The organism is Methanobrevibacter sp., from assembly GCF_017406825.1.
GTDB lineage: Archaea > Methanobacteriota > Methanobacteria > Methanobacteriales > Methanobacteriaceae > Methanocatella.
Genome location: NZ_JAFQXT010000017.1, coordinates 1 through 21,101 on the forward strand (window position 1 = coordinate 1; position 21,101 = coordinate 21,101).

At 36.3% G+C, this 21,101-nt stretch carries 22 protein-coding genes; 15 read left to right on the top strand and 7 right to left on the bottom strand.

Annotated elements, in window-relative coordinates; genetic code table 11:
• The coding region (locus IJF99_RS02625; protein WP_292791926.1) for a hypothetical protein at positions 1-88 on the bottom strand (88 nt) is incomplete at its 3' end.
• Between the two features lie 486 nt (positions 89-574).
• Here IJF99_RS02625 and mmp10 point away from each other — a divergent pair.
• Positions 575-1,819 (top strand): methyl coenzyme M reductase-arginine methyltransferase Mmp10, encoded by a 1,245-nt coding sequence (gene mmp10, locus IJF99_RS02630; RefSeq protein WP_292791710.1) that lies wholly within the window; start codon positions 575-577, stop codon positions 1,817-1,819.
• 10 nt (positions 1,820-1,829) lie between these two features.
• On the opposite strand, the gene IJF99_RS02635 is transcribed toward mmp10, so the two are convergent.
• Together IJF99_RS02635 and IJF99_RS02640 are read right to left on the bottom strand one after the other, a co-directional pair.
• Positions 1,830-2,753 carry a methanogenesis marker 7 protein gene (locus IJF99_RS02635; RefSeq protein ID WP_292791928.1) on the bottom strand — a complete coding sequence of 308 codons (924 nt, stop codon included), beginning with the start codon at positions 2,751-2,753 and terminating at the stop codon, positions 1,830-1,832.
• Between the two features lie 54 nt (positions 2,754-2,807).
• A complete protein-coding gene (locus IJF99_RS02640; RefSeq protein ID WP_292791712.1) occupies positions 2,808-3,326 on the bottom strand; it encodes a hypothetical protein in 519 nt (172 codons plus the stop codon).
• 35 nt (positions 3,327-3,361) lie between these two features.
• Between IJF99_RS02640 and comB the strand changes: the two genes are divergently transcribed.
• The 5 genes from comB to IJF99_RS02665 all read left to right on the top strand — a co-directional run bounded on the left by comB (position 3,362) and on the right by IJF99_RS02665 (position 7,826).
• The gene (gene comB, locus IJF99_RS02645; protein WP_292791715.1) at positions 3,362-4,048 is read left to right on the top strand and encodes a 2-phosphosulfolactate phosphatase; all 687 of its coding nucleotides are present in this window, start codon (positions 3,362-3,364) and stop codon (positions 4,046-4,048) included.
• Between the two features lie 42 nt (positions 4,049-4,090).
• Complete coding sequence (locus tag IJF99_RS02650; protein WP_292791718.1) at positions 4,091-5,260, top strand: TraB/GumN family protein; 1,170 nt, start codon at positions 4,091-4,093, stop codon at positions 5,258-5,260.
• A gap of 62 nt (positions 5,261-5,322) precedes the next feature.
• Positions 5,323-5,535 (top strand): DUF1922 domain-containing protein, encoded by a 213-nt coding sequence (locus tag IJF99_RS02655; RefSeq protein WP_292791721.1) that lies wholly within the window; start codon positions 5,323-5,325, stop codon positions 5,533-5,535.
• Between the two features lie 22 nt (positions 5,536-5,557).
• Complete coding sequence (locus IJF99_RS02660; RefSeq protein ID WP_292791724.1) at positions 5,558-6,880, top strand: hemolysin family protein; 1,323 nt, start codon at positions 5,558-5,560, stop codon at positions 6,878-6,880.
• A gap of 1 nt (position 6,881) precedes the next feature.
• The gene (locus tag IJF99_RS02665) at positions 6,882-7,826 is read left to right on the top strand and encodes a calcium/sodium antiporter (RefSeq protein WP_292791727.1); all 945 of its coding nucleotides are present in this window, start codon (positions 6,882-6,884) and stop codon (positions 7,824-7,826) included.
• Positions 7,827-7,884: 58 nt separating this feature from the next.
• On the opposite strand, the gene IJF99_RS02670 is transcribed toward IJF99_RS02665, so the two are convergent.
• Both IJF99_RS02670 and IJF99_RS02675 read right to left on the bottom strand, forming a co-directional pair.
• Entirely contained in the window at positions 7,885-9,375 is a 1,491-nt protein-coding gene (locus IJF99_RS02670; protein ID WP_292791730.1) for a sodium-dependent transporter, read from the bottom strand.
• A gap of 103 nt (positions 9,376-9,478) precedes the next feature.
• Positions 9,479-10,327, bottom strand: a complete 849-nt coding sequence (locus tag IJF99_RS02675; RefSeq protein ID WP_292791733.1) for a TIGR00269 family protein — start codon at positions 10,325-10,327, stop codon at positions 9,479-9,481.
• 51 nt (positions 10,328-10,378) lie between these two features.
• On the opposite strand from IJF99_RS02675, the gene IJF99_RS02680 reads away from it, so the two are divergent.
• Positions 10,379-10,684 carry an MTH1187 family thiamine-binding protein gene (locus tag IJF99_RS02680; protein WP_292791736.1) on the top strand — a complete coding sequence of 102 codons (306 nt, stop codon included), beginning with the start codon at positions 10,379-10,381 and terminating at the stop codon, positions 10,682-10,684.
• Between the two features lie 8 nt (positions 10,685-10,692).
• Here the strand turns inward: IJF99_RS02680 and IJF99_RS02685 are convergent, their stop codons facing one another.
• Positions 10,693-11,799, bottom strand: coding sequence for a DegT/DnrJ/EryC1/StrS aminotransferase family protein (locus IJF99_RS02685; RefSeq protein ID WP_292791739.1), 1,107 nt, complete (start codon positions 11,797-11,799; stop codon positions 10,693-10,695).
• Positions 11,800-11,892: 93 nt separating this feature from the next.
• Between IJF99_RS02685 and IJF99_RS02690 the strand changes: the two genes are divergently transcribed.
• The 5 genes from IJF99_RS02690 (at position 11,893) to cofG (ending at position 16,435) form a co-directional block, all read left to right on the top strand.
• On the top strand, positions 11,893-13,056 hold the full coding sequence (locus IJF99_RS02690) for a tRNA (guanine(10)-N(2))-dimethyltransferase (protein ID WP_292791742.1): 1,164 nt from the start codon (positions 11,893-11,895) through the stop codon (positions 13,054-13,056).
• A 240-nt stretch (positions 13,057-13,296) separates the two neighbouring features.
• A complete protein-coding gene (locus IJF99_RS02695) occupies positions 13,297-13,770 on the top strand; it encodes an Lrp/AsnC family transcriptional regulator (protein ID WP_292791745.1) in 474 nt (157 codons plus the stop codon).
• Positions 13,771-13,941: 171 nt separating this feature from the next.
• Positions 13,942-14,880 carry a GTP cyclohydrolase MptA gene (gene mptA / locus IJF99_RS02700; RefSeq protein ID WP_292791748.1) on the top strand — a complete coding sequence of 313 codons (939 nt, stop codon included), beginning with the start codon at positions 13,942-13,944 and terminating at the stop codon, positions 14,878-14,880.
• Positions 14,881-14,892: 12 nt separating this feature from the next.
• Entirely contained in the window at positions 14,893-15,333 is a 441-nt protein-coding gene (locus IJF99_RS02705) for a DUF2120 family protein (RefSeq protein ID WP_292791751.1), read from the top strand.
• Position 15,334: 1 nt separating this feature from the next.
• Positions 15,335-16,435, top strand: coding sequence for a 7,8-didemethyl-8-hydroxy-5-deazariboflavin synthase subunit CofG (gene cofG, locus IJF99_RS02710; protein ID WP_292791754.1), 1,101 nt, complete (start codon positions 15,335-15,337; stop codon positions 16,433-16,435).
• Here the strand turns inward: cofG and IJF99_RS02715 are convergent.
• Entirely contained in the window at positions 16,413-17,141 is a 729-nt protein-coding gene (locus tag IJF99_RS02715) for a class I SAM-dependent methyltransferase family protein (protein ID WP_292791757.1), read from the bottom strand. The genes cofG and IJF99_RS02715 overlap by 23 nt on opposite strands.
• A gap of 182 nt (positions 17,142-17,323) precedes the next feature.
• On the opposite strand from IJF99_RS02715, the gene psmB reads away from it, so the two are divergent.
• The 3 genes from psmB to purM all read left to right on the top strand — a co-directional run bounded on the left by psmB (position 17,324) and on the right by purM (position 21,095).
• Positions 17,324-17,938, top strand: coding sequence for an archaeal proteasome endopeptidase complex subunit beta (psmB, locus tag IJF99_RS02720; protein ID WP_292791760.1), 615 nt, complete (start codon positions 17,324-17,326; stop codon positions 17,936-17,938).
• A 131-nt stretch (positions 17,939-18,069) separates the two neighbouring features.
• Positions 18,070-19,983 carry a beta-CASP ribonuclease aCPSF1 gene (locus tag IJF99_RS02725; RefSeq protein WP_292791763.1) on the top strand — a complete coding sequence of 638 codons (1,914 nt, stop codon included), beginning with the start codon at positions 18,070-18,072 and terminating at the stop codon, positions 19,981-19,983.
• Between the two features lie 92 nt (positions 19,984-20,075).
• Complete coding sequence (gene purM, locus IJF99_RS02730; protein WP_292791767.1) at positions 20,076-21,095, top strand: phosphoribosylformylglycinamidine cyclo-ligase; 1,020 nt, start codon at positions 20,076-20,078, stop codon at positions 21,093-21,095.
• Positions 21,096-21,101: the final 6 nt, after the last annotated feature.

Here is a 21,101-nt window from a genome sequence, read left to right on the forward strand (position 1 = left end):
ATGGACTGATAGCTTCGATTGGTACGTCAGATGCAATTTCGTTGCCTCTATCATCGAATAAATCGATTTTATCATCAAACTTTGCCATTTTTTCCCTCCTAAATAAATAGAGTTTAACTAATATACCACTCTCAATGGTAAATTTTTTTACCAAATTGAGTTTTTAGCTACAAAGCAAGTTTTTGCAATAGCCAGCCATATGGTATACAAATTTTATTTTATAAAAGATATAATATAAAGATTACCTATGGGATATTTTAGAAAAGTTTATAAAGTATAATAAAATATTTTTTCTTTAAGAAAAAATCGTCTGAAAGTAATACTTTTTATTATTGATTAAAATCTGTTTTTTTATAATTTTTATCTCTTTAATTATTTTTTATAAAAAAATCGCATTAAAATTAATTTTAAAGATGAATTAATATCAAATAACAAAAATTTTTAAAAATAAAGATAAATAAAAAATTATTACTTTCAAGCTTGGAAGTAATAAATAATACTAAAAGTAATACATTATTTAGTCAAACAAAAAATCATGAATTTATAAATAAAATGAAATAAAAATTAAAAATATATGCAACTTGTAGCGGATGTTGGAGGTATACCTGGAAGGGACTGTAACGGTTTTTGCAAATACTGTTACTTCAGAAAGGTAAAAGAGATCAAAACTTTTGGCTGTGCACATTGCCTGCCCAATAAAATTGGGTGTGAACGATGCAGCAAAGGCGTTGCCGATTCACAAGGCGATTTTAAAGCTCCCTTTGAAGTGATGAATGAGGTACAGACCGCATTGATGATGGGAATGCCTCAGGGAGAAGTTAGCGCATACATTAGCGGAGGAGGAGACATAAGCTGTTATCCCCACCTTGAAAACCTGACCGCCAGCCTAAATCAATTTTCCATCTCTTCAGTACTGGGGTATACATGCGGAAAAGGCATTAACGACAGCGAAATGGCTACAAGATTAATAAACAATGGCGTTAAAGAAGTTTCCTTTACTATTTTTTCATCCGATCCGAAACTTCGAAAAGAATGGGTTAAAGACCCGAATCCTGCCGAAGCACTTAAGGCATGCCAGATTTTTTGCGAAAACATTGACCTGACAGGTGCAGCAGTAATCATACCTGGAGTAAATGACGGAGACGTCTTGCGAGAAACCTGCAACACTCTTGAAGAATGGGGTGCAAAGGGCATGCTTCTGATGAGATTTGCAAACACATTCAACGAGGGACTTATATTGGGAAACGAACCTATCATTAAAGGCATTGAATCCCAGCCCGTTGAAGAATTCGGAGAACTTGTTAAACAGATCAATTCCGAATACAAATTCAGGGTTAGCGGAACACCTATATGTGACCCTGAAACTGGAGGACCATTTGCAATAGCAAAAGACGAAAATGAAGTATTCCTGCAATTCATTAAGCCGGTTACAGGTGAAGCAACACTGATAACTTCAAAAATCGCCGCGCCATACATATCAAATATATTTGAAAAACTCCAGGTGGATAGCGTTAATATTGTCGCCTGCGAAAAGGAAATAGCCTGTTTAATAACAAAGGAAGATTTGGAAAAACTTGACTTGAGCGAAATTAAGGATGCCGTAATCATACCCGGCAGATCTTTTGTTCATCAGCTTGACGCTGAAAGAATTCTAAGTGCTGATGGTGTCGACAGGCTTGTTGGTCGTGGCCCTGATACATTAACCGTTGATGGTGAATTAAGTATTGATATGACAGATGAAAATGTCATTGAAAGAGAATTAGAACGCTTTAACGACCTAGTGGATGCCATTAACTTCTTTGGAATGAGATTGATTTAAAAAAAAGGAGTTAGTTAGAATCCTCGACAAGAGAACTCTCACTATTAATTTTCACTAAAATATAATCATACATTTTTGATTTTTTGATTTCTGCAAGTTCGGATAATTTCTTACCGTCAATAACCACATCTGCAATTGTATCGGCATAATTATCATAATTCAACTTCACACGGACACCGTCGAGCTGTGAGGTTACTGGTGTTGGAGAAATTACGTCCTTTATTTCTTTCACTTGATTTTCAATTGCATTTTTAACAACGATGGATGGCACCAATGGTGGATCCAATGCCATTTCACGTTTTTTATCATTTAAGATTTGTTCGATGGTTTCAACTAACTTATCAAGTGCACGTATATCCGGACCTCTTCTAAGCCTTCTCGGGATTCTTCCAAGTCCTCCGACATATGCGTCTGCACCCGGGAGTTCTTCAACATCGATTTCTGGTGCTCCTGTTACTATTACAGGTATATCAATATCATCATAAAGGAAAGCTTTTTCTTTAATGCAATTTTCAAAACTGCCTAATGCAAAAATGACAATGTCATGCTCTTCTATTAAGTCTTTTTCTTCTTCAGTGATTCCTGCAGTTCCTTTACCATCCCCTCTTGCAAGACCGATCATATTGTCTTTAGCACCGAATTCACGCAGATATTCGGAAATGTCACATGCCGCATGAGGCAAATGGTGTCTTGCAAGTGTTGGTGAAACGATAGCTATTTCAGAACCTGCCATAGGGGCAACTGATAATTTCGCAAGCAATTCCTTGGATTTCTCTTCAATCTTATCAACGTCTTCCAAAGGAACAGCCATATTTAAAACCAGTTCCATTTGTTGAATGCTGTCCTGAAGAATAAAGCCCCCTAAATCTTCAATTAATTCTCTTATTTCTTCACTTTTGTGAACTCCACCAGTAAATATCAATGTTTCATACATCTTAACAACTCTCAAAAATGCAATTATGTAGTATAATAATTTATAATTTATTTCTTATATTAAATTTTCTAAAATGGAGTATCTTAATTCTGCTTTTTTAAAGGGATTTTTAGAAATGTCATTGTGTGATGGGATTTCAACAAGATTGTCCGTTTCAATTACCTTATCCTTCAAGTAATCAGGATAGATTACATGATTGAAGTTATCTGAAACTATATTAAATCCCACATCGGAAACTATGTCCTTTAAAAACTCAGAATAAACCTTAACATTGACGCTCCTTTTAAAATCCGAATTCAAATATTTCCTGCAAAGCTCGTAATCCTCAAAAAAGGAAAGTATTTCATCATCCGTCAAATCATTTCCCGCGATTTCACAAACCTTTTTAATACTTTCAAATATTTGTGTGGCCGTATTGATTTTGATTGGCAGAGAATTCATCTTGACTTTGCTTTCCGAAAGCAGTATCGCCAAATCCCCCTCCTCTTCATCGGGAAATCTGTTTACCGCATAATCCTTAATGCCTGCCAATTTAACAATTTCCTCACACATGGGAGTAGTGACAATTTTCATAATATTATTATATCTCATCGAGTATAAATTACTTCATGAAAGTGACATTAAGTTTTGAGGAAAGTGCAAGCAGTGACGTTTCCATTATGGTTGATGCCCTAAGGGCAAGCACAACAATTACATTAGCCTTGGATAATTTTAAAAGAATAATTCCCTGCTTTACACCTGAAGAAGCGCTGGATTTGAAAGAGAATATTGGAGGAGTTCTTGCAGGCGAACGCAACGGAAAACAAATCGAAGGGTTCGAACTTGGAAACAGCCCTTATGTTATAAAGGATTTCAGACCCGAACATGACACGCTAATTTTCACATCAACCAACGGAACAAGAATACTTGAAAACATGACCTCAAAAGTTTTAGTGGGATGTCTGGTAAATGCTAAAGCCGTTGGCCTGAAAAGCATCGAATTGGCCGGAGAACATATCGATGTCGTGATGGCGGGGGTCAAGGGAAAATTTGCAGTTGAGGATTTTCTTGCGGCAGGTGAAATATTATATTGGATAAGGGAAAACCTGGAGGATTGCGAGTTAAGTGAATATGCTGAAGATGCAATTTTAAAAACCAGAGATTATGAATCCCTGAAGAAGGATTTTATAAATTCAAAGACTGCCAAGAGATTAATTGAACTGGGCTGCCTTGACGATGTTGAGCTATGCTGTTTGAAAAACATTAGCGGGAATGTTGCAATATACGAAAATGGGGAATTAACTTTATATATTTAAATCTCATAATATTAGATAGAATAATTTAGAAGAAGTGTTTTTGTGAAAAGAGAATGTTTAACCATAATCGGTACCGCCCATGTATCTGAAGAAAGTGTTAATGAAGTAAAAGATGCAATCTATGAACAGCATCCGGATGTTGTGGCAATTGAACTTGACAGGAACAGATACCACAGACTAAAACAGGAAATGATGGGTATTGAACAGGACGACAGCATTTCCGTAACCGACATCATCAAAGAAAACAAAGTGGGGTTATTCTTCACAAGCACACTTTTAGGTTATTTCCAGTCCAAAATCGGAGCGGAAGTTGATGTGGCGCCGGGTTCTGAAATGATTGGTGCCATTGAAGCGAGCGAAGATTTGGGAATTCCCATAGCCCTCATCGACAGAGACGTTAATGTTACCCTTCAAAGAGCCTTGAATAAAATGGGCTTTATTGAAAAAATGAAATTCCTATATGGATTGATCGCTTCAGTTTTAGGATTTGGGGATGAAGAGGATGTCGACATTGAAGAGCTGAAAAATCCTGATAACTTGGATGATTTAATGGAAATGTTCAAGGATGAGGCTCCAAATGTCCATGAAGTCCTTGTTCATGAAAGAGACGCGTATCTTGCAGGAAGCATAATGATGCTGCCGCAAGACCATGTCATTGCCGTTGTCGGGGCAGGACACAAACCCGGAATCGAAAGATACCTTGACAATCCTGAAACATTACCGAATTTGAGGTCTTTGGAAGTTATCGATGACAAAAAAGGCATTCCATGGCTTAAAATATTTTTAGCCATGATTCCAATACTGTTCATTGTGATATTTTTTCTGGCATACTTTAATGGGATAAATATCGCCTGGAACATCTACGACTTCATCGTGATCAGCATGATAATGGGATTTATCGGATCCATTCTTTCAGGATCAAAAATCCAATCCGCAATTGTTGGAGGGCTGGTTGCGCCATTGACAATCATTCACCCATTGCTTGCAGCAGGATGGTTTTCAGGATTGTGTGAAGCAAAATTCAGAAAGGTCAGACAAAGAGATATTAAGAATTTAGCCCACATTGAAAGTTTTAGGGATTTATGGGAAAACAACATATTCAGAATACTTCTAGTAGTTATAGGAACTAACCTGGGAGTTAGCTTAGCTACATTAGTAATATTGCCCTCTAAAGTATTCATACCATTATTTATGAAAATATTCGGAATGTAATAATTAATTTTATATAACATACTGATAAATTTATAATTACAATTAATTTTAATGGAAGAATCATGTATCTTATATTTCGTTGCGACTGCGGAAGGGCATTGTATGCAAAGGAAGGAGTGGCAACACGCAAATGTGTATGCGGAAAAACATTGAAAGTCAAATCAAGAAGAATATTTCAAAAAGTGGCCACTAGAGAAGATGCCTCATTAGCAGTACAGGAAATGCAAGATAAAATATACAATAATACCGGTTTTATGAAAGCCAGTGACTTATAATTAGTTTTAATGGTTGTTAAAAATGATTGGAACGACACTCGAAATAATTATCATATTAATTTTAATAATTCTTACAGGATATCTCTCAATGGCAGAACTTGCCGTTGTATCTATAAGAAAAGCGAAAATGCAGAAATATTTAGAAGAAGGTAATGAAAACGCACAAATTGTTTTTGATTTATTGGAAGACCCTAATGAATTCTTATCAACGGTTCAAATTGGAATTTCACTAATTGGCGTTTTAACAGGTGCATTCGGTGGAGTAACTTTAGCCGAACCCCTGTCAAAGCATATTTCCTTTATCCCTTACAGCGAACCTGTAAGTGTTGCAATTGTTGTAATTGTCACAACTTACCTGACATTGGTTGTTGGGGAAATTGTTCCGAAGGTCATCGCTTTAAATGACCCCGAAAGAATTGCCTTAAGAGTCGCTAAAAGCATGGTGGTTCTTGAAAAAGTTTCAAAACCAGTCAGTTTTGTTCTTGCAAAATCAAGCAGTTTTCTTTTATGGTTGCTTAGAATAGAGGATAAAAATGATGACACAGTTACCGAAGAGGAAATCGAACTGATGATTAAGGAAGGAAGAGAAGACGGAACCATTGAACAGGAGGAAGAGGACATTATCAAAAGGGTTTTCAAACTTGATGACCAAAAAGTTGAAACCATCATGACCCCGAGAAATGAAATCATTTGGATTAACCTTGAAGATGACAGGGATGTGAATAAAGTTAAAATCATTGAAAGCAAAAGATCCATTTTCCCAATAGCCAAGGGAGAATTGGATGATTTCATTGGAGTTGTCCAGGCAAAAGATATTCTTTCAGTCATGTTCAGCGAGGAGGAATTTGATGTTTACAAAATCGTGAAAGAACCATTGGTGGTTTCCGAACATCTTGAAACCCTGGAGTTGCTTAGAGAATTCAAAGAAAACCAGGAATACGTTCACATGTCCCTTGTTGTTGATGAATTCGGCAGTGTCGAGGGTTTGATTACATTAAACGATTTGCTTGAAGGCATTGTGGGAGACATTCCTGGAATAGATGAGGAAGACGAACCTCAAGCTGTCCAAAGAGATGACGGAACCTGGCTAATCGATGGACGATACCCGATTGATAAATTCAAAGAGTTATTTGACTTTAAAGACAAATTGCCTGATGAGGAAGAGGACAATTACACTACCTTGGCCGGTTTTATCTTAAGCTTAAGCGGAACTATTCCCAATGAGGAAGACAAGTATGAATGTGGAAGATTCATCTTCGAAATTATTGATATTGACGGCCATCAAATTGATAAGGTCCTTGTGACTGATTTGGGACCTGAAGAACCTATTACAACCGAGGGATGAAATGGATGCATCAATAATTATTCAAGTTGTTTTATTGCTTGTAGGATTTGTATTTTTGATTAAGGGATCTGACTTTTTTGTTGATGGGGCCAGCAGCATTGCTTCAATTTTGAAAGTGCCTACAATAATTGTTGGTTTGACCATCGTTGCATTTGGAACAAGTGCACCTGAAGCCGCTGTTTCAATTACATCTTCATTGACCGGAAACAATGCAATGGCTGTAAGTAATGTTATAGGAAGCAATCTCTTTAACATGCTAATAGTAATTGGTGTAGCGGCATTGCTCAGTAACCTGCTAATGGAAAAAAACGTTTTAGAAAAAGATTTGCCGTTCCTTGTCGGAATTACAATATTATTTGCGCTGTTCATATTCATTGGAGGGGACATTTCCAATGTTGAAGGAATAATCCTGTTAGTGATATTAATTGCATACCTATTTTATCTAATTCGCAATGCAAGGAAATCAAGTGAATCCAATGTTGTCGAAAAACCGAAATTCAGCCTTCCAAAAAGTATAGTGTTAATGCTTCTCGGACTTGTTGGAATTATTCTTGGTGGAGATTTCGTTGTTGATAGCGCTTCAGCTATAGCAATTGCACTTGGAATGAGCGAAACACTTGTTGGATTGACCATTGTGGCAATCGGTACCTCTTTACCTGAACTTGTCACTTCAATTACCGCTTTAAAGAAAGGAGAAAACCAGCTGGTTATAGGTAATGTTATTGGCTCAAACCTGTTTAACATCCTATTCGTACTTGGTGCAAGCAGTGCAATAAGTGCAATACCAATCAATTCCGGCATGCTGATAGATGTTATCTTTATGCTTGCAGTAACTGTATTATGCTTCATATTCGGTAAAACCCAAGACAAATACGACAAAAAAGAAGGAATCATATTAATTGCACTATTCATAATATATATGGCATTTGCAATTATGAGAAATTAATCTAAAAAAAATAGAAATGAGAGTTATCATACTCTCTTTTTATAATTTACTTTTTTTATCAAACTCTTTCATCAACACTGTCCCAGTCAGGGTTTTTAGCAGGCAATATTGTAAATATGAAAGTTGCAATTAACAATGCCGCCGCAGCGATTACAGTAACGATTAACTGATCATAGGAAGAATAACTGATCACATCAACCATTCCTCCAATCCAAACGATTGAAACGAAAATCGGTAGAATGTATTTCACTATTAAAATCCACCATCTGCCAAGTTTAATGGTTTTGGATCTGGCGTTTAGGAAATCTATAAGTTTTTCGGCTTTGAATATCCAAGCAAATAAAATACATTCAAAAATAACTCCTAACAATATGGCAATCTGATTAATGAATGTATCAACATATCCTAAAACATAGCTTCCAATTGCTGTAGCATAAATCATGGAAACCGCAGCCCCAATGACAATTAAAATAGTCATGGTTCTTTTCCTTGACAGGCCAAACTTATTCTGAATTGAAAAAGACAAAGGTTCGATAGTGGATAGAATGCTTGTTAGACCAGCAAGATAAACTGTTATAAAGAATAAAGGTCCTAAAACATAGGCCCATTGACCCAACACATTAAATACAATTGGATATACTATGAAAACTAGCCCTGTTCCCTGAGTTACCAATTCGGCTACAGGAGTACCTGACTGAACAGACATATATCCTAAAATTGAAAATACCCCTAAAGCGGCAAAATTCTCAAATAAAGAGTTTGCAAAAGCGATTGAGATAGTATTGGTAATGAGGTCGGCATTATCCTTGGTATAGCTTGCATATGTAAAAGCGATTGACATTCCCAAACTTAAGGAAAACACGATTTGTCCAAATGCAGCCATCCAAATATCAAAATGGGTTAAAAGTAACCAATCGGGATTGAAAAGTTCCACCAGACCTACGGAAGCGCCGGGCAATGTTAAAGAAAATCCGACAATCACAACCATAATGGCAAATAATAATGGAACCAAAAATTTTGAAACTTTTCCAAGACCTTTTTCTAAGTCCCTGTGTGATATGAGCCAAACGATCACCCAACCAACAAGCATTGCAACGGCTATTACCGGAATGAAACTGGTTAACCCAATATTAGAACCTGTGGATTGTAATAGAGTTGAAGTAAAATAAGTATTGGGGTCGGCTCCCCATCCTTTAAACAGACTTAATACTACATAAATTCCATCCCAACCGAGAATGGCCGAATAATAAATCATTATCATGAAAACAGAAACGGGTAAAAACCATCCGAGATACTCCCATTTAGGGTTAATTTTCCGGATAGCCTTTGCAAATGATGATTTGAAATTATATCCCACCCCATATTCTAAAATCAAAAACGGTATGGCCATTAAAAGAATGGCTACAATATATGGAATATAGAATGCTCCCCCACCATTGGAGTATAATACGTATGGATATCTCCAAATATTTCCTAACCCTACAGCAGAACCTATCATTGCTAAAATAAATGATAAATTACTGCCCCATTCATTTTTATCCTCGGACATGATTAAGTTTCCTTTAAAGTTGTGTAAAACAAGTTTTTAATCTTAATCAATGAAAAACTTTTTTATAATTAGTATTAATTGGAAGTGATTAATATATGTTACACTATGTCCTGAGCAATTCCTTCAGCTCACATGCCTTACATATATCTGATGATGTCGGCTCGCCACAAATTTCGCATTCATTGAGGCGTGTATTAATGTCATTTTCAAATGTTAAAATTTGTTTGAAGGATTCCATCACATTGCTTTTAACACCTGGATATTGATCCTCGCTGACATTTAGAAATTCCTTGATTTTTGCTCTTAATGACAAATGGGAGTAAGGGCATTCCTCCAAATGAATGTCAATATTGTTTATTACGGCCCACATACCAACTTCCTTTTCGGGAGTGTTCCATAAAGGTTTGATTCTCGGAACCAGTTTCGGATGAATCACATCAAGTTCAGGGCCGAATTTTGAAAATTTTATCGTATCCCCACGAGCAAAACTCATTAAGAATGATTGAATTTCATCATCCAGGTTATGTCCGGTAGCAATTTTAGAGGCACCCAATTCATAAGCTGTCTTATTTAAAATATTTCTCCTAAATACTCCGCAGGGGATGCATGCACTTTTAAAATTAGAGCAAATCTCATCGAGACTGAAACCTTCCTCATCTTTGAATGATTTCTGCACCAATTCAACGTTTAATTCCTTGGCGTTTTGAATAGCCGAATCTATGCCGTGCTGCCTATAGCCTTCGATGCCCTCATCGACACTGATGGCCACTAAATCAAAATCAAGGAACTGTTTATAATTTTTTAGGGCATGCAAAGTCAGAACACTATCCTTACCACCAGACAATGCAACAGCTATTAATTCTCCTTCCCTGATTAATTCATAATCAGAGATTAAATTATTTATTCTTGTAAAGATATGCTTGTTGAATTCATCCTTATCTAATTTCACCATTACTAAAATAATTTATAGAAAGATAAATAAATAATTTTTCAGGTGAAATAAATGATTACATGTGATTTTGCGATATTGCCTGTGGGAACAGAAACTACAGAATGTAAAGATTATGTAACCGCAGCCGTCCAGTCAATTAAAGATTCAGGACTAAACTATCAATTGACCGGAATGGGAACCCAAATTGAAGCTGAAAACCTTGAAGAATTATACTCGGCAATAGCCGCCGCTCAAGAAGCGATTTTTGAACTTGGACTTGGCAGAGTATACACTGTCATAAAAGTAGATGACAGAAGGGATTTGAAAAACAGAACATTGGACGCTAAAGTTGAAACTGTAGAAAAAATGTTGAAATGAGTTAGTGTTTAATCTAACTCATGGGAAGCGGTTTTTACCGCTTCGATAACTAAATCCAAATCTTCCTTGGTTAAGGAAGGATGAACAGGAAGTGAAATTACATTATCTGCAGCAAGTTCCGCATTCGGACAATTTCCTTCAATTCCCAATGCCTTATAGATTGGCTGTTTGTATAATGGAATAGGATAATGGATGCCTGTTCCCACACCGCAGTCATTGATTATATCCACCCAATCATCACGGTTTCCTTTTTCCACACGGATTGTGTACTGGTGATATACATGTTTTGATCCATAAGCACAGTATGGAGTTACAACTCCGTCAACATCCTTTAGACCTTCATTTAAATATGCTGCATTATCAATTCTTTTTTTATTGAATTCGTCGATATTTTCCAATTGTGCAAGGCCGATTGCGGCGGAAATGTCAGTCATTCTAAAGTTGTATCCTATTGCATCGTGGTGATATCTCACGCTTGCTCCGTGTGCCCGGAATACTTTTGCGCTTTCAGCCAAATCTGCATCATCAGTGGTGATTATTCCCCCTTCAGAGGTGGTCATGTTTTTTGTTGGATAGAAACTGAAACAGGACATGTCCCCTATGCTGCCTACTTTTTTGCCGTTGCATGTTGCGCCGTGAGCCTGTGCAGCATCTTCAATGACAATCAAGCCATGTTTTTCAGCGATTTCGTTAATTTTATCCATATTTGCAGATTGCCCATATAACTGAACAGGCATAATGGCTTTGGTGTTTTCAGTTATCAAATCTTCAATTGCATCAGGATTTAAAGTATAAGTCTTTAAATCGATGTCTGCAAAAACCGGTTTTGCGCCGGTGTATACAATTGCGTTTCCGCTTGCAATGAATGTGAATGGAGTTGTGATTACCTCATCCCCTTCACCAATGCCACACGCCAATAAAGCAACATGTAATGCAGCGGTTCCTGAGTTAACGGCGATGCCGTACTTCGCACCAACCCACTCGGCGAATTTTTGCTCAAATTCTTCAACTTTAGGACCTTGAGCAATCATTCCTGATTTTAATACTTCAACTACATTTTCAATTTCTTTATCGCCAATTATTGGTTTTGCAATGGGAACTTTAATTTCTGACACAATATCACCAAATAGAATAAATTACTATACTAATATTTAAATCTAATAATATTTAAAATATTAGTTATCAAATAAAACTACGAGTGTGAAGTAATGGAGAAATATAAAATAAAAAGTATTACTGAGGGATTGACCAAAATCGAATTTCCAGAATTTGAAAAAGTTTCATCACAAGCTCCTGTTTTTTATAATCCACATATGGAACTGAATAGGGATTTATCCATTCTAGCAATCCAAGTATTCCAAAAGCAAGAAAACCGTGAAATAAACATCTGCGATTTATTTGGAGGAAGCGGAATTAGAGGCGTGAGATATAAAAATGAAATAGAGGGAGTGGGTGAAGTTTCCATTAATGACATCAGTGAAACCGCCAACCATTACGAAAGACACAACATAGAGCTGAACAATCTGAAAGATATCGAAGTGTATCAGCATGACGCCAGTATGTTTTTAAGGATGAAACGTGGGGAGTTTGATGTTATTGACATTGATCCTTTTGGAACCCCTTCACCGTTTCTGGATTCGGCAGGCTACTGCGCTCGTAGAAACTCACTTTTATGCGTTACTGCAACAGACACTTCTGCCTTATGCGGAACGTACGAAGAACCTTGCATTCGCAAGTATAATTCTAAACCTTACAAAAGCGAATATTGCCATGAAAATGGAATCCGGATACTGGCCGGTTTTGTTGCGCTGACACTTTCAAAATATGCAAAATACATTGAAGTGAAAATGTCTCACAGCACTGAACATTATATGAGATTATACCTTGAAATTAAAAAGGGTTCGAAAAAAACTGATGAATCCTTGAAAAACATAGGATATATCAGTCACTGCAAAAATTGTCTGCACCGCCAAACAAGCAACGGACTGGCAAGTCCGATTGATGATGTCTGTCCTGTTTGCGGTGAAAAACTGGTGCATGCAGGACCTTTATGGTTAGGAAGTATTCAGGATAAAGAATTTATTCAAAAAATGATTGATGAATCAGCAAATAAAAAAATCAATACTGAAAAGGAAGCCCTAAAGTTGCTGAATAAATGCCTCATTGAATCAGACGCTCCCGCCACATTTTTTGATGTGCACAGCATTTGCAAATCTCTGAAAATTAGTGCTCCTAAATTCGATTTGATTCTTGATGAACTTGAAAATCAGGGTTTTGAAGCCATCAAAACTCATTTTAATCCAATAGGCATTAAAACTGATGCAGATATTGAAAATATTAAAAACATTTTGATGAAACTTAATGATATCTAAATAATGTATACGATTTTTTAATTTTATTAAAATTAAATAAAATAATCAATATCCCATTTAAATGTTAATCATTTTTTAAAAAAAACTAATGATATGAACATTACAATTGTTAATTTTTATAGAAAAAATTACAAAATAATAAAAAAAATACACGAACTTTTATATAACATAAAAACATTATTATAAAATAATAAAGGTTAATATTTTAACCAATTATTAAAATTAATTAAGGAGATTAATATGAAAACCAAAGATGATTTTATAAAACTCGATGATACTGACGTCAAAATCCTAAAAATTATCAATGAAGATGTCAGAACATCCTACAGACAAATATCCCGCAGTTTAGATGTTTCTGTAGGAACCGTCCACAATCGTATTGATAAAATGGTTAAATCCGGAGTGATTAAAAAGTTCTCACCAGTCATTGACCATGAAAAATTAGGCTTTGTCTTAACAACCATTATAGGCGTCAGAGTCAAAGGGGGAAAGCTAAAGAATTGGGAAGAAAAAACATTCTTCAATAAAAATGTTGTAGGAATTTATGATGTTACCGGAGAATATGACGCATTTTTAATCGCCAAATTCAGAAACACAAATGAATTAAACGCATTTATTAAAGAATTATTAAAAGACCCAATTATAGAAAGAACTTATACCCAAACTGTTCTTGATGTTATCAAAGAAGATATGGGATCTTCAAACATCTTATAAAATTTTTAAAAGTAGTTCAAAACTACTTTAAATTTCTTATTTTTTTAATTTTAGAAAGCACATTTCTTAATGAAACATTCATTTTACAATTTTACACTAAAATCATTTAAATATATAAATGAAAAGAACAAAAAATAATCATGTTTAATTAATTAATAAGAGGTAATTAAATTGGCAGTATGCTTACCCGATACTCAAGACGACACTCCAAATGTACCTATAAAATTGACCAGAGTAGGCGTGACTGGAGTAAAAAAATTATTACAACTTGAAAGAACAAATAAAAGACCAATAATTTTACTTCCTACTTTTGATGCATTTGTCGATTTGCCAAGTGATCAAAAAGGAGTACATATGTCTAGGAACCCGGAAGCCATCAGCGAAGTTCTCGAAACAGTCGCTGAAGACTCCACTGTAGATGTCGAATCATTATGTGCAAAAATCGTTGAAAGAATGATGACAAAACACGAATATGCAAGACGTGTTGAAATCTCAATGACAACCGATTTTATGTTCATGAAGGAATCACCAGTTACCAAAAATAAAACTCAGGAGATGGCCCAGCTAAAAGCAAAGGCCATCGGATACAGAGATGATGAAGGCAATGTTGAGATTAGAAAAAGTATTGGTGCAGAACTTATTGGAATGACAGTATGTCCATGTGCACAGGAATCCGTTAGGGAATCTGATAAACTTAAATTACTAGAATTCTTAGATGAAGAAACAACTCAAAAAGTCTTAGATACAGTTACTTTTGCTTCTCACAACCAAAGGGGATTAGGAACATTATTAATTGAAGTTCCCAAAGATAAAAGTGTTAAAGCAGAAGACCTAATTGAAATCATAGAAACCTCAATGAGTTCTCCAGTGTGTGAATTGCTTAAAAGACCTGATGAAAATGCAACAGTGATGAATGCCCACAGAAAACCTGTTTTTGTTGAAGACTGTGTTAGAAATATGATGGAAAAGATTGTTCAGAAATATGCTGATTTCCCAGATGACACATTAATCACAGCCCGTCAAGAAAACCAAGAAAGTATTCACAGGCACAATGCATTTGCCGAAAAAGTAACTACACTCGGTGAGTTAAAAGAAGAATTAAATATCTAAGGAAATGATTTAATGAAAAAAACTTATGAAATTGCAGGAGAAGTGATGGGATTTTTTGATTCATTTAAAGGATCAAGACCTGCAATAGATAATGAAAGAATACTGATCGTTAGAGGAAAATCCAGAAAAATCATTCCTCTTAATGAATTTGAATCAAAACTTGCAGAAATTGGTGAAATTCTTGGGGCAACTGAAGTGGACGCCACATCCGAGAAAGTTTCAAAAATTCTCGAAGTTGGGGACAAGAACATCAAAAGAAGTGAATCAAATACTAATGACATGGACAGCCATGGACTTGTCAGAATGAAAGAGGAATTGGAATCCATGGGGCTTTTTGTTGAATACAAAGTGTTCGAACTTCCAAAATTTGATGTGATTATTGCAATTTGGGAAGATAAGAATGAACTTCCACCACTCTATGTAGAAGTTACTGTTTCTGAACGTGAAGATTGAAATGAAATCAAATTTAACTAAAGATGATATTCTCCAAATATTAAATGCAACTGATAGCGATATAATTAGATATATGGCTGAAACTGTAAGATATAGGGAGAATAATCTTATTACTTATTCTAAAAACATTTTCATACCATTGACTGAAATCTGCAGGAATGATTGCGGATATTGTAATTTTAAGAAGAATCCTGCAGACCCGAACGTTATAATTTTAAAAACCAAAGAAGAAGTGCTGGCTGATTTAAAGGAAGCTGAAGAATACGGATGCAAAGAAGCATTGTTTACATTTGGTGAAGATGCTGACGAGGAAGAAAGCGTTCGTCAAAAATTGCATGAGTACGGTTATGGCAGAATGATTGATTATGTTGTCGATATTTGCCAAATGACCCTTGAAAAGACTTCCCTTTTACCCCATACCAATGGAGGAAATTACTCCTTTGAAGATTTAAAAAGACTGAAAGAGGTCAATGCCTCAATGGGTCTGATGCTTGAAAATTCATCATCCAGACTAATGGAATTGCCCGCCCACAACAAAAGCCCTGGAAAAAACCCTATAATCAGACTTGAAACCATTGAAAATGCGGGAAAACTTAAAATACCATACACCACAGGAATCCTGATTGGAATTGGCGAAACCCGAGAGGAAATAGCCGAATCATTACTTGCCATTAAAGATTTATACGACAAATATGGTCATATTCAGGAAGTTATCATACAGAATTTTACTCCAATTCCTGGAATTGAAATGGAAAACTGGCCAGAACCAAGCTTTTTAGATATGATTAGAACTGTTATTGCAGGAACATTACTGTTTGGCGATACTGACGTCAGCATTCAGGTCCCGCCAAATCTAAACAACGACACCGCCCAGATATTCCTCTTGTGCGGTGCTGATGATTGGGGTGGAGTTTCACCGGTAAGTCCTGATTATGTAAACATAACTTCACCATGGCCGGGAATTGAAGAATTGCGTAAGTTAACTGAAGATGCTGGATTTGAGCTAACTGAGAGATTATGTGTTTATGAAAAATACGTCAACAGCGAATGGCTGAATGAAACCCTTTTAGAAAAAATTGCTAGTATATCCGAGCGTCAATAACCACATGCATTACTCCTGGAGAATACTTTTTAATCTTATTTATTTTTAGCAATTCAACATCACGCCCGTTCGCTTGAGAAACTATTCGCTCAATAGGGCGTGTTTCCATCAGTTTTTCAGGGACAGTCTCATGATAATGCAGGATTCCCCCTTCATTTAAGCTGCCCAAAGCCGCTTTCAGATAGTGATGGGTTGTCTTGACATATCCCATTATGATGCGATCCGCCTTGAATTTTGGAGTCTCGACCATGCAGTCCCCCAAAATCGGAGTGATATTATTTAACTTATTCAATTCTATGTTCTGGCATAGGAAATAATGGGAATTGGGATTGATTTCGATTGCAATCACTTCTTGAGCGTTAGCATGGACTCCAATGGGAATAGAAAAATAACCGATTCCTGCAAACATGTCAATTACTGTTTCCCCATCCTCGACTAGCTTGGCTATCCTTAGCCGTTCATTGTTATTTCCCTTTGACCACATCACCTTAGACAGGTCCAATTTAAAAAGGCATCCGTTCTCCTTATTTATTGTTTCTGTTTCGCTTCCATACAGGACTTCATAAACTGGTTCCCTTCTTGTTCCCTGAATATGGTCAATCTTCATTATGGTTTTGACATTATGTTTTTTAGATAGGCCTTCAAAATCCTCATTTCGGCTGTTATTATCTAAAATTAGGATATCACCAATTTTTTTATATTTCATTTCCCACCTTCAAAAGAAAAGTTTATATATGCAAATAGCTAATATTAATATTGTTAGTTTATACTAATTATTGATTCTGATTTTAAATAAAATTAATCTTGCAGATTAGTTTATATTTTGTTATATTAACCTATGAGTAGTTGAAATTAGATATTTTAAATACTTATATGAGGTGTATTTAAATGGATGATAAAATACTGGAAGGTACAACAACCGTTGGAATCACTTGTAAAGACGGTGTTGTATTTGCAAGCGAAAGAAGGGCTAGTATGGGAAACCTTGTAGCTCACAAAGTAGCAGAAAAAATATTTAAAATTGATGATCATATTGTAACCACCATAGCTGGTTCCGTTGGAGATGCCCAAAGTTTAATGAAAGTTATTGAAGCTGAAGTTTCTCTTTACCAAATGAGAAACAACGATTCAATAAGCGTCAAAGCAGCCGCATCCTTGACTGCCAACATCTTACGTTCAGGACCAATGTATGTTCAGACATTACTTGGAGGAATGGACGGGGACAAACCATCTCTCTACTCACTCGACCCGGCCGGTGGAATGATTGAAGATACTTATATCTCAACCGGATCAGGTTCTATCGTGGCATACGGAGTTCTTGAAGACAGGTTTAGAGATGATTTAACAACTGACGAAGGAATTGAAATAGCCATAAGAGCTATTAGAGCCGCTGCTGAACGTGACACTTATTCAGGAAATGGATATCTGGTTGCTAAAGTGGATAAAAACGGCTTTGAAATGTTAGACAATGAAAAAATTAATGAGATTCTTGAAAAAATATAAGTAAGCTAATTTTTCATAACTAACTGTTTTTTTCATATAAAAAAGTGTACATAGTTTATGAAATTTTACTTATTATAGCTTAATGCTTTCATAAACTATTATACTACACTAACTTTTTTTGAAGGGATTATATGACTTCAGATATTTTAGAAGATATTAAAAAAGAGATTTTAGATAAACTGCCTGATGAAATTCAGGTTTCAAAGGTTGAATTCGAAGGACCTGAAGTAGTAGTTTACACTAAAAATCCGGAAATCATTACTGAAAATGGCGATCTTATAAGATCACTTGCAAAAGAACTTAGAAAAAGGATCATTATCAGATCCGACAAGAGCGCTTTGCTTGAACCGGAAGAAACAATCAACAAAATTCATGAAATTGTTCCGGACGGTGCTGAAATTACAGACATTTACTTTGATACTGTAACCTGTGAAGTGGTTATTACCGCTAAAAAACCTGGACTTGTCATTGGAAAATACGGTGTGACTTCAAGAAGCATTGTCAAGAATACCGGATGGGCTCCGAAAATCTTAAGGACACCTCCAATCAGTTCAGACATTATTGGAAAAATCAGAAATATTCAAAAGAACAGCAGCAAGGACAGGAAAAAATTATTGCAAAAGCTTGGACGTCAGATTCACCAGGGAAGCAAATACCCGAACGACTGGGCCAGAGTAACTTCCATGGGAGGATTTAAAGAGGTTGGACGTTCATCAATGTTACTGCAAACACCTAACAGCCGTGTTTTACTCGATTGCGGAGTCAATGTTGCTGCACCGGATAACAAAAGCGCATTCCCTTATTTGAATGCGCCTGAATTTTCAATTGAGGAATTGGATGCAGTTATCATATCTCACGCTCATTTAGATCACTGCGGATTTGTACCGTATCTTTTCCATTATGGATATGACGGACCTGTTTACTGTACAACCCCAACCAGGGATTTGACAACCCTATTGCAGTTTGATCACTTAGATATTGCTCACAGGGAAGGCAATCCCCTTCCATTTACATCAAAACATGTAAAGCAAGCAATTAAAAATACAATTACATTGGATTACGGTGAAGTCACTGACATTTCACCCGACATAAGATTAACATTACACAATGCAGGACACATCCTGGGTTCAGCAATCTCCCATATGCACATCGGAGACGGAGCTCACAACCTGGTGTACACTGGAGATTTCAAATATGAACCTTCAAGATTGCTTGAACCTGCAACAATCCGTTTCCCACGTGCCGAAACCGTAATTATGGAAAGTACTTACGGAGGAAAAGAGGACGTGCAGCCTTCCAGAAACAATGCTGAAAAAGAAATGATGAAAACCATCTACAAAACACTCAAACGTGGCGGAAAAGTATTGGTTCCGGTATTTGCAGTGGGAAGAGCACAGGAATTGATGGTTGTGCTTGAAGAGTACATGAGACATGGAATGATTGAAGAAGTGCCTATTTACATTGACGGAATGATATGGGAAGCTACAGCAATCCATACTGCAAGGCCGGAATACCTGAGCAAGGATTTAAGAGACCAAATCTTCCACATGGGAAGAAACCCGTTCGTCTCCGAAATGTTTGAAAAGGTCCAAAACCGTGACCAAAGAAAGGACATTGTTGAGGCAAAACAGCCTGCAATCATCCTGTCAACATCAGGTATGCTGACCGGAGGAAACTCCGTTGAGTACTTCAAATGGTTATGTGAAGATGAGAGAAACACAATCATATTCGTAGGATATCAGTCTGAAGGTTCAATGGGAAGAAGAGTCCAAAAAGGCTGGAAGGAAATTCCTCTTGAAGATGATGATGGAAGAACCAGGCAATTCTGTGTTAAAATGCAAGTCAAAACCATCAATGGATTTAGTGGTCACTCCAACAGAAGACAGTTAATGGAATATGTTAAAAGACTCAATCCTAGACCTGAAAAGGTCATCACATGTCACGGAGACCCTTACAAGGCAGTGGATTTGGCCTCATCAATTCATAGAAGCTATAAGATTGAGACTAAAACACCGATTAATTTAGATTGTGTGAGAATACATTAATAATAATTATATAGTATATAAAACAAAATTTGTATTATGATATGTTGTAAAACTCATTACAACATAAATTTTATTTTTAAATAGGTGTAATCATGGTTACTTATTCAGAATCTGGTGTGGATATTGATTTAGAAGCTGTTACTGTTTCAAAATTAGCAGATAAACTCAAATCAACATTAGAGTGTAGAGACATAATCACCGACAGTGGTCATTATGCAGCTTTGGTAAGATTAGGCGACAAAGCCATTGCAATGAGTACTGATGGTGTCGGAAGTAAAATATTAATTGCTGAAATGATGAACAAATACGATACCATAGGTATCGACTGTATCGCAATGGTTGTAAACGATATATTGTGTGTTGGAGCGGAACCTATCGCATTGGTTGATTATCTTGCCGTTGAAAAACCTGACCCTGAAAGAGCGGCAGAAATCGCAGACGGTTTAGTTAAAGGAGCTTTAGAATCAAAAATTGCAATCATCGGTGGGGAAACTGCATCACTGCCAGGAATTATCAAAGACTTCGACATTGCCGGAACAGGTATCGGATTTGTTGATGTGGATAAAATCATCAGCGGTGAAAACATTCAGCCTGGAAACGTTCTGATTGGTATAAACAGTAACGGTATTCATTCAAACGGATACAGCCTAGCCAGAAAAGCGTTATTCGATGATGCAGGATTTGGCGTTGACGATAAAATGCCAAATGGCGAAACCACCATTGGAGAAGAGTTGCTCAGACCAACTGAATTGTACGTTAAACCTATTGTCAGCCTATTTGAAAAAGAATATAATATTAACGGACTTGCCCATATCACCGGAGGCGGTTTCACCAACCTTAGACGTTTGAAAAAAGGTGTGGGATATGACATCACCGACCTTCCGGAAGTTCCGGAAATATTTAAACTTATTTATGAACAAAACGTGGACATCAAGGAAATGTACAGGGTTTTCAATATGGGTGTCGGTTTTGTTGTCATCTGCGACGAAGAGGAAGCAGACAAGATCATGGAAACTTTAAACGAATATTGTAGTTGCCAAATAATAGGCAATGTAACCGATGATGAAAAGATTACTGTTAAAGCTTTTGAAGGATCTGAAATTGAATACTAATTAAAG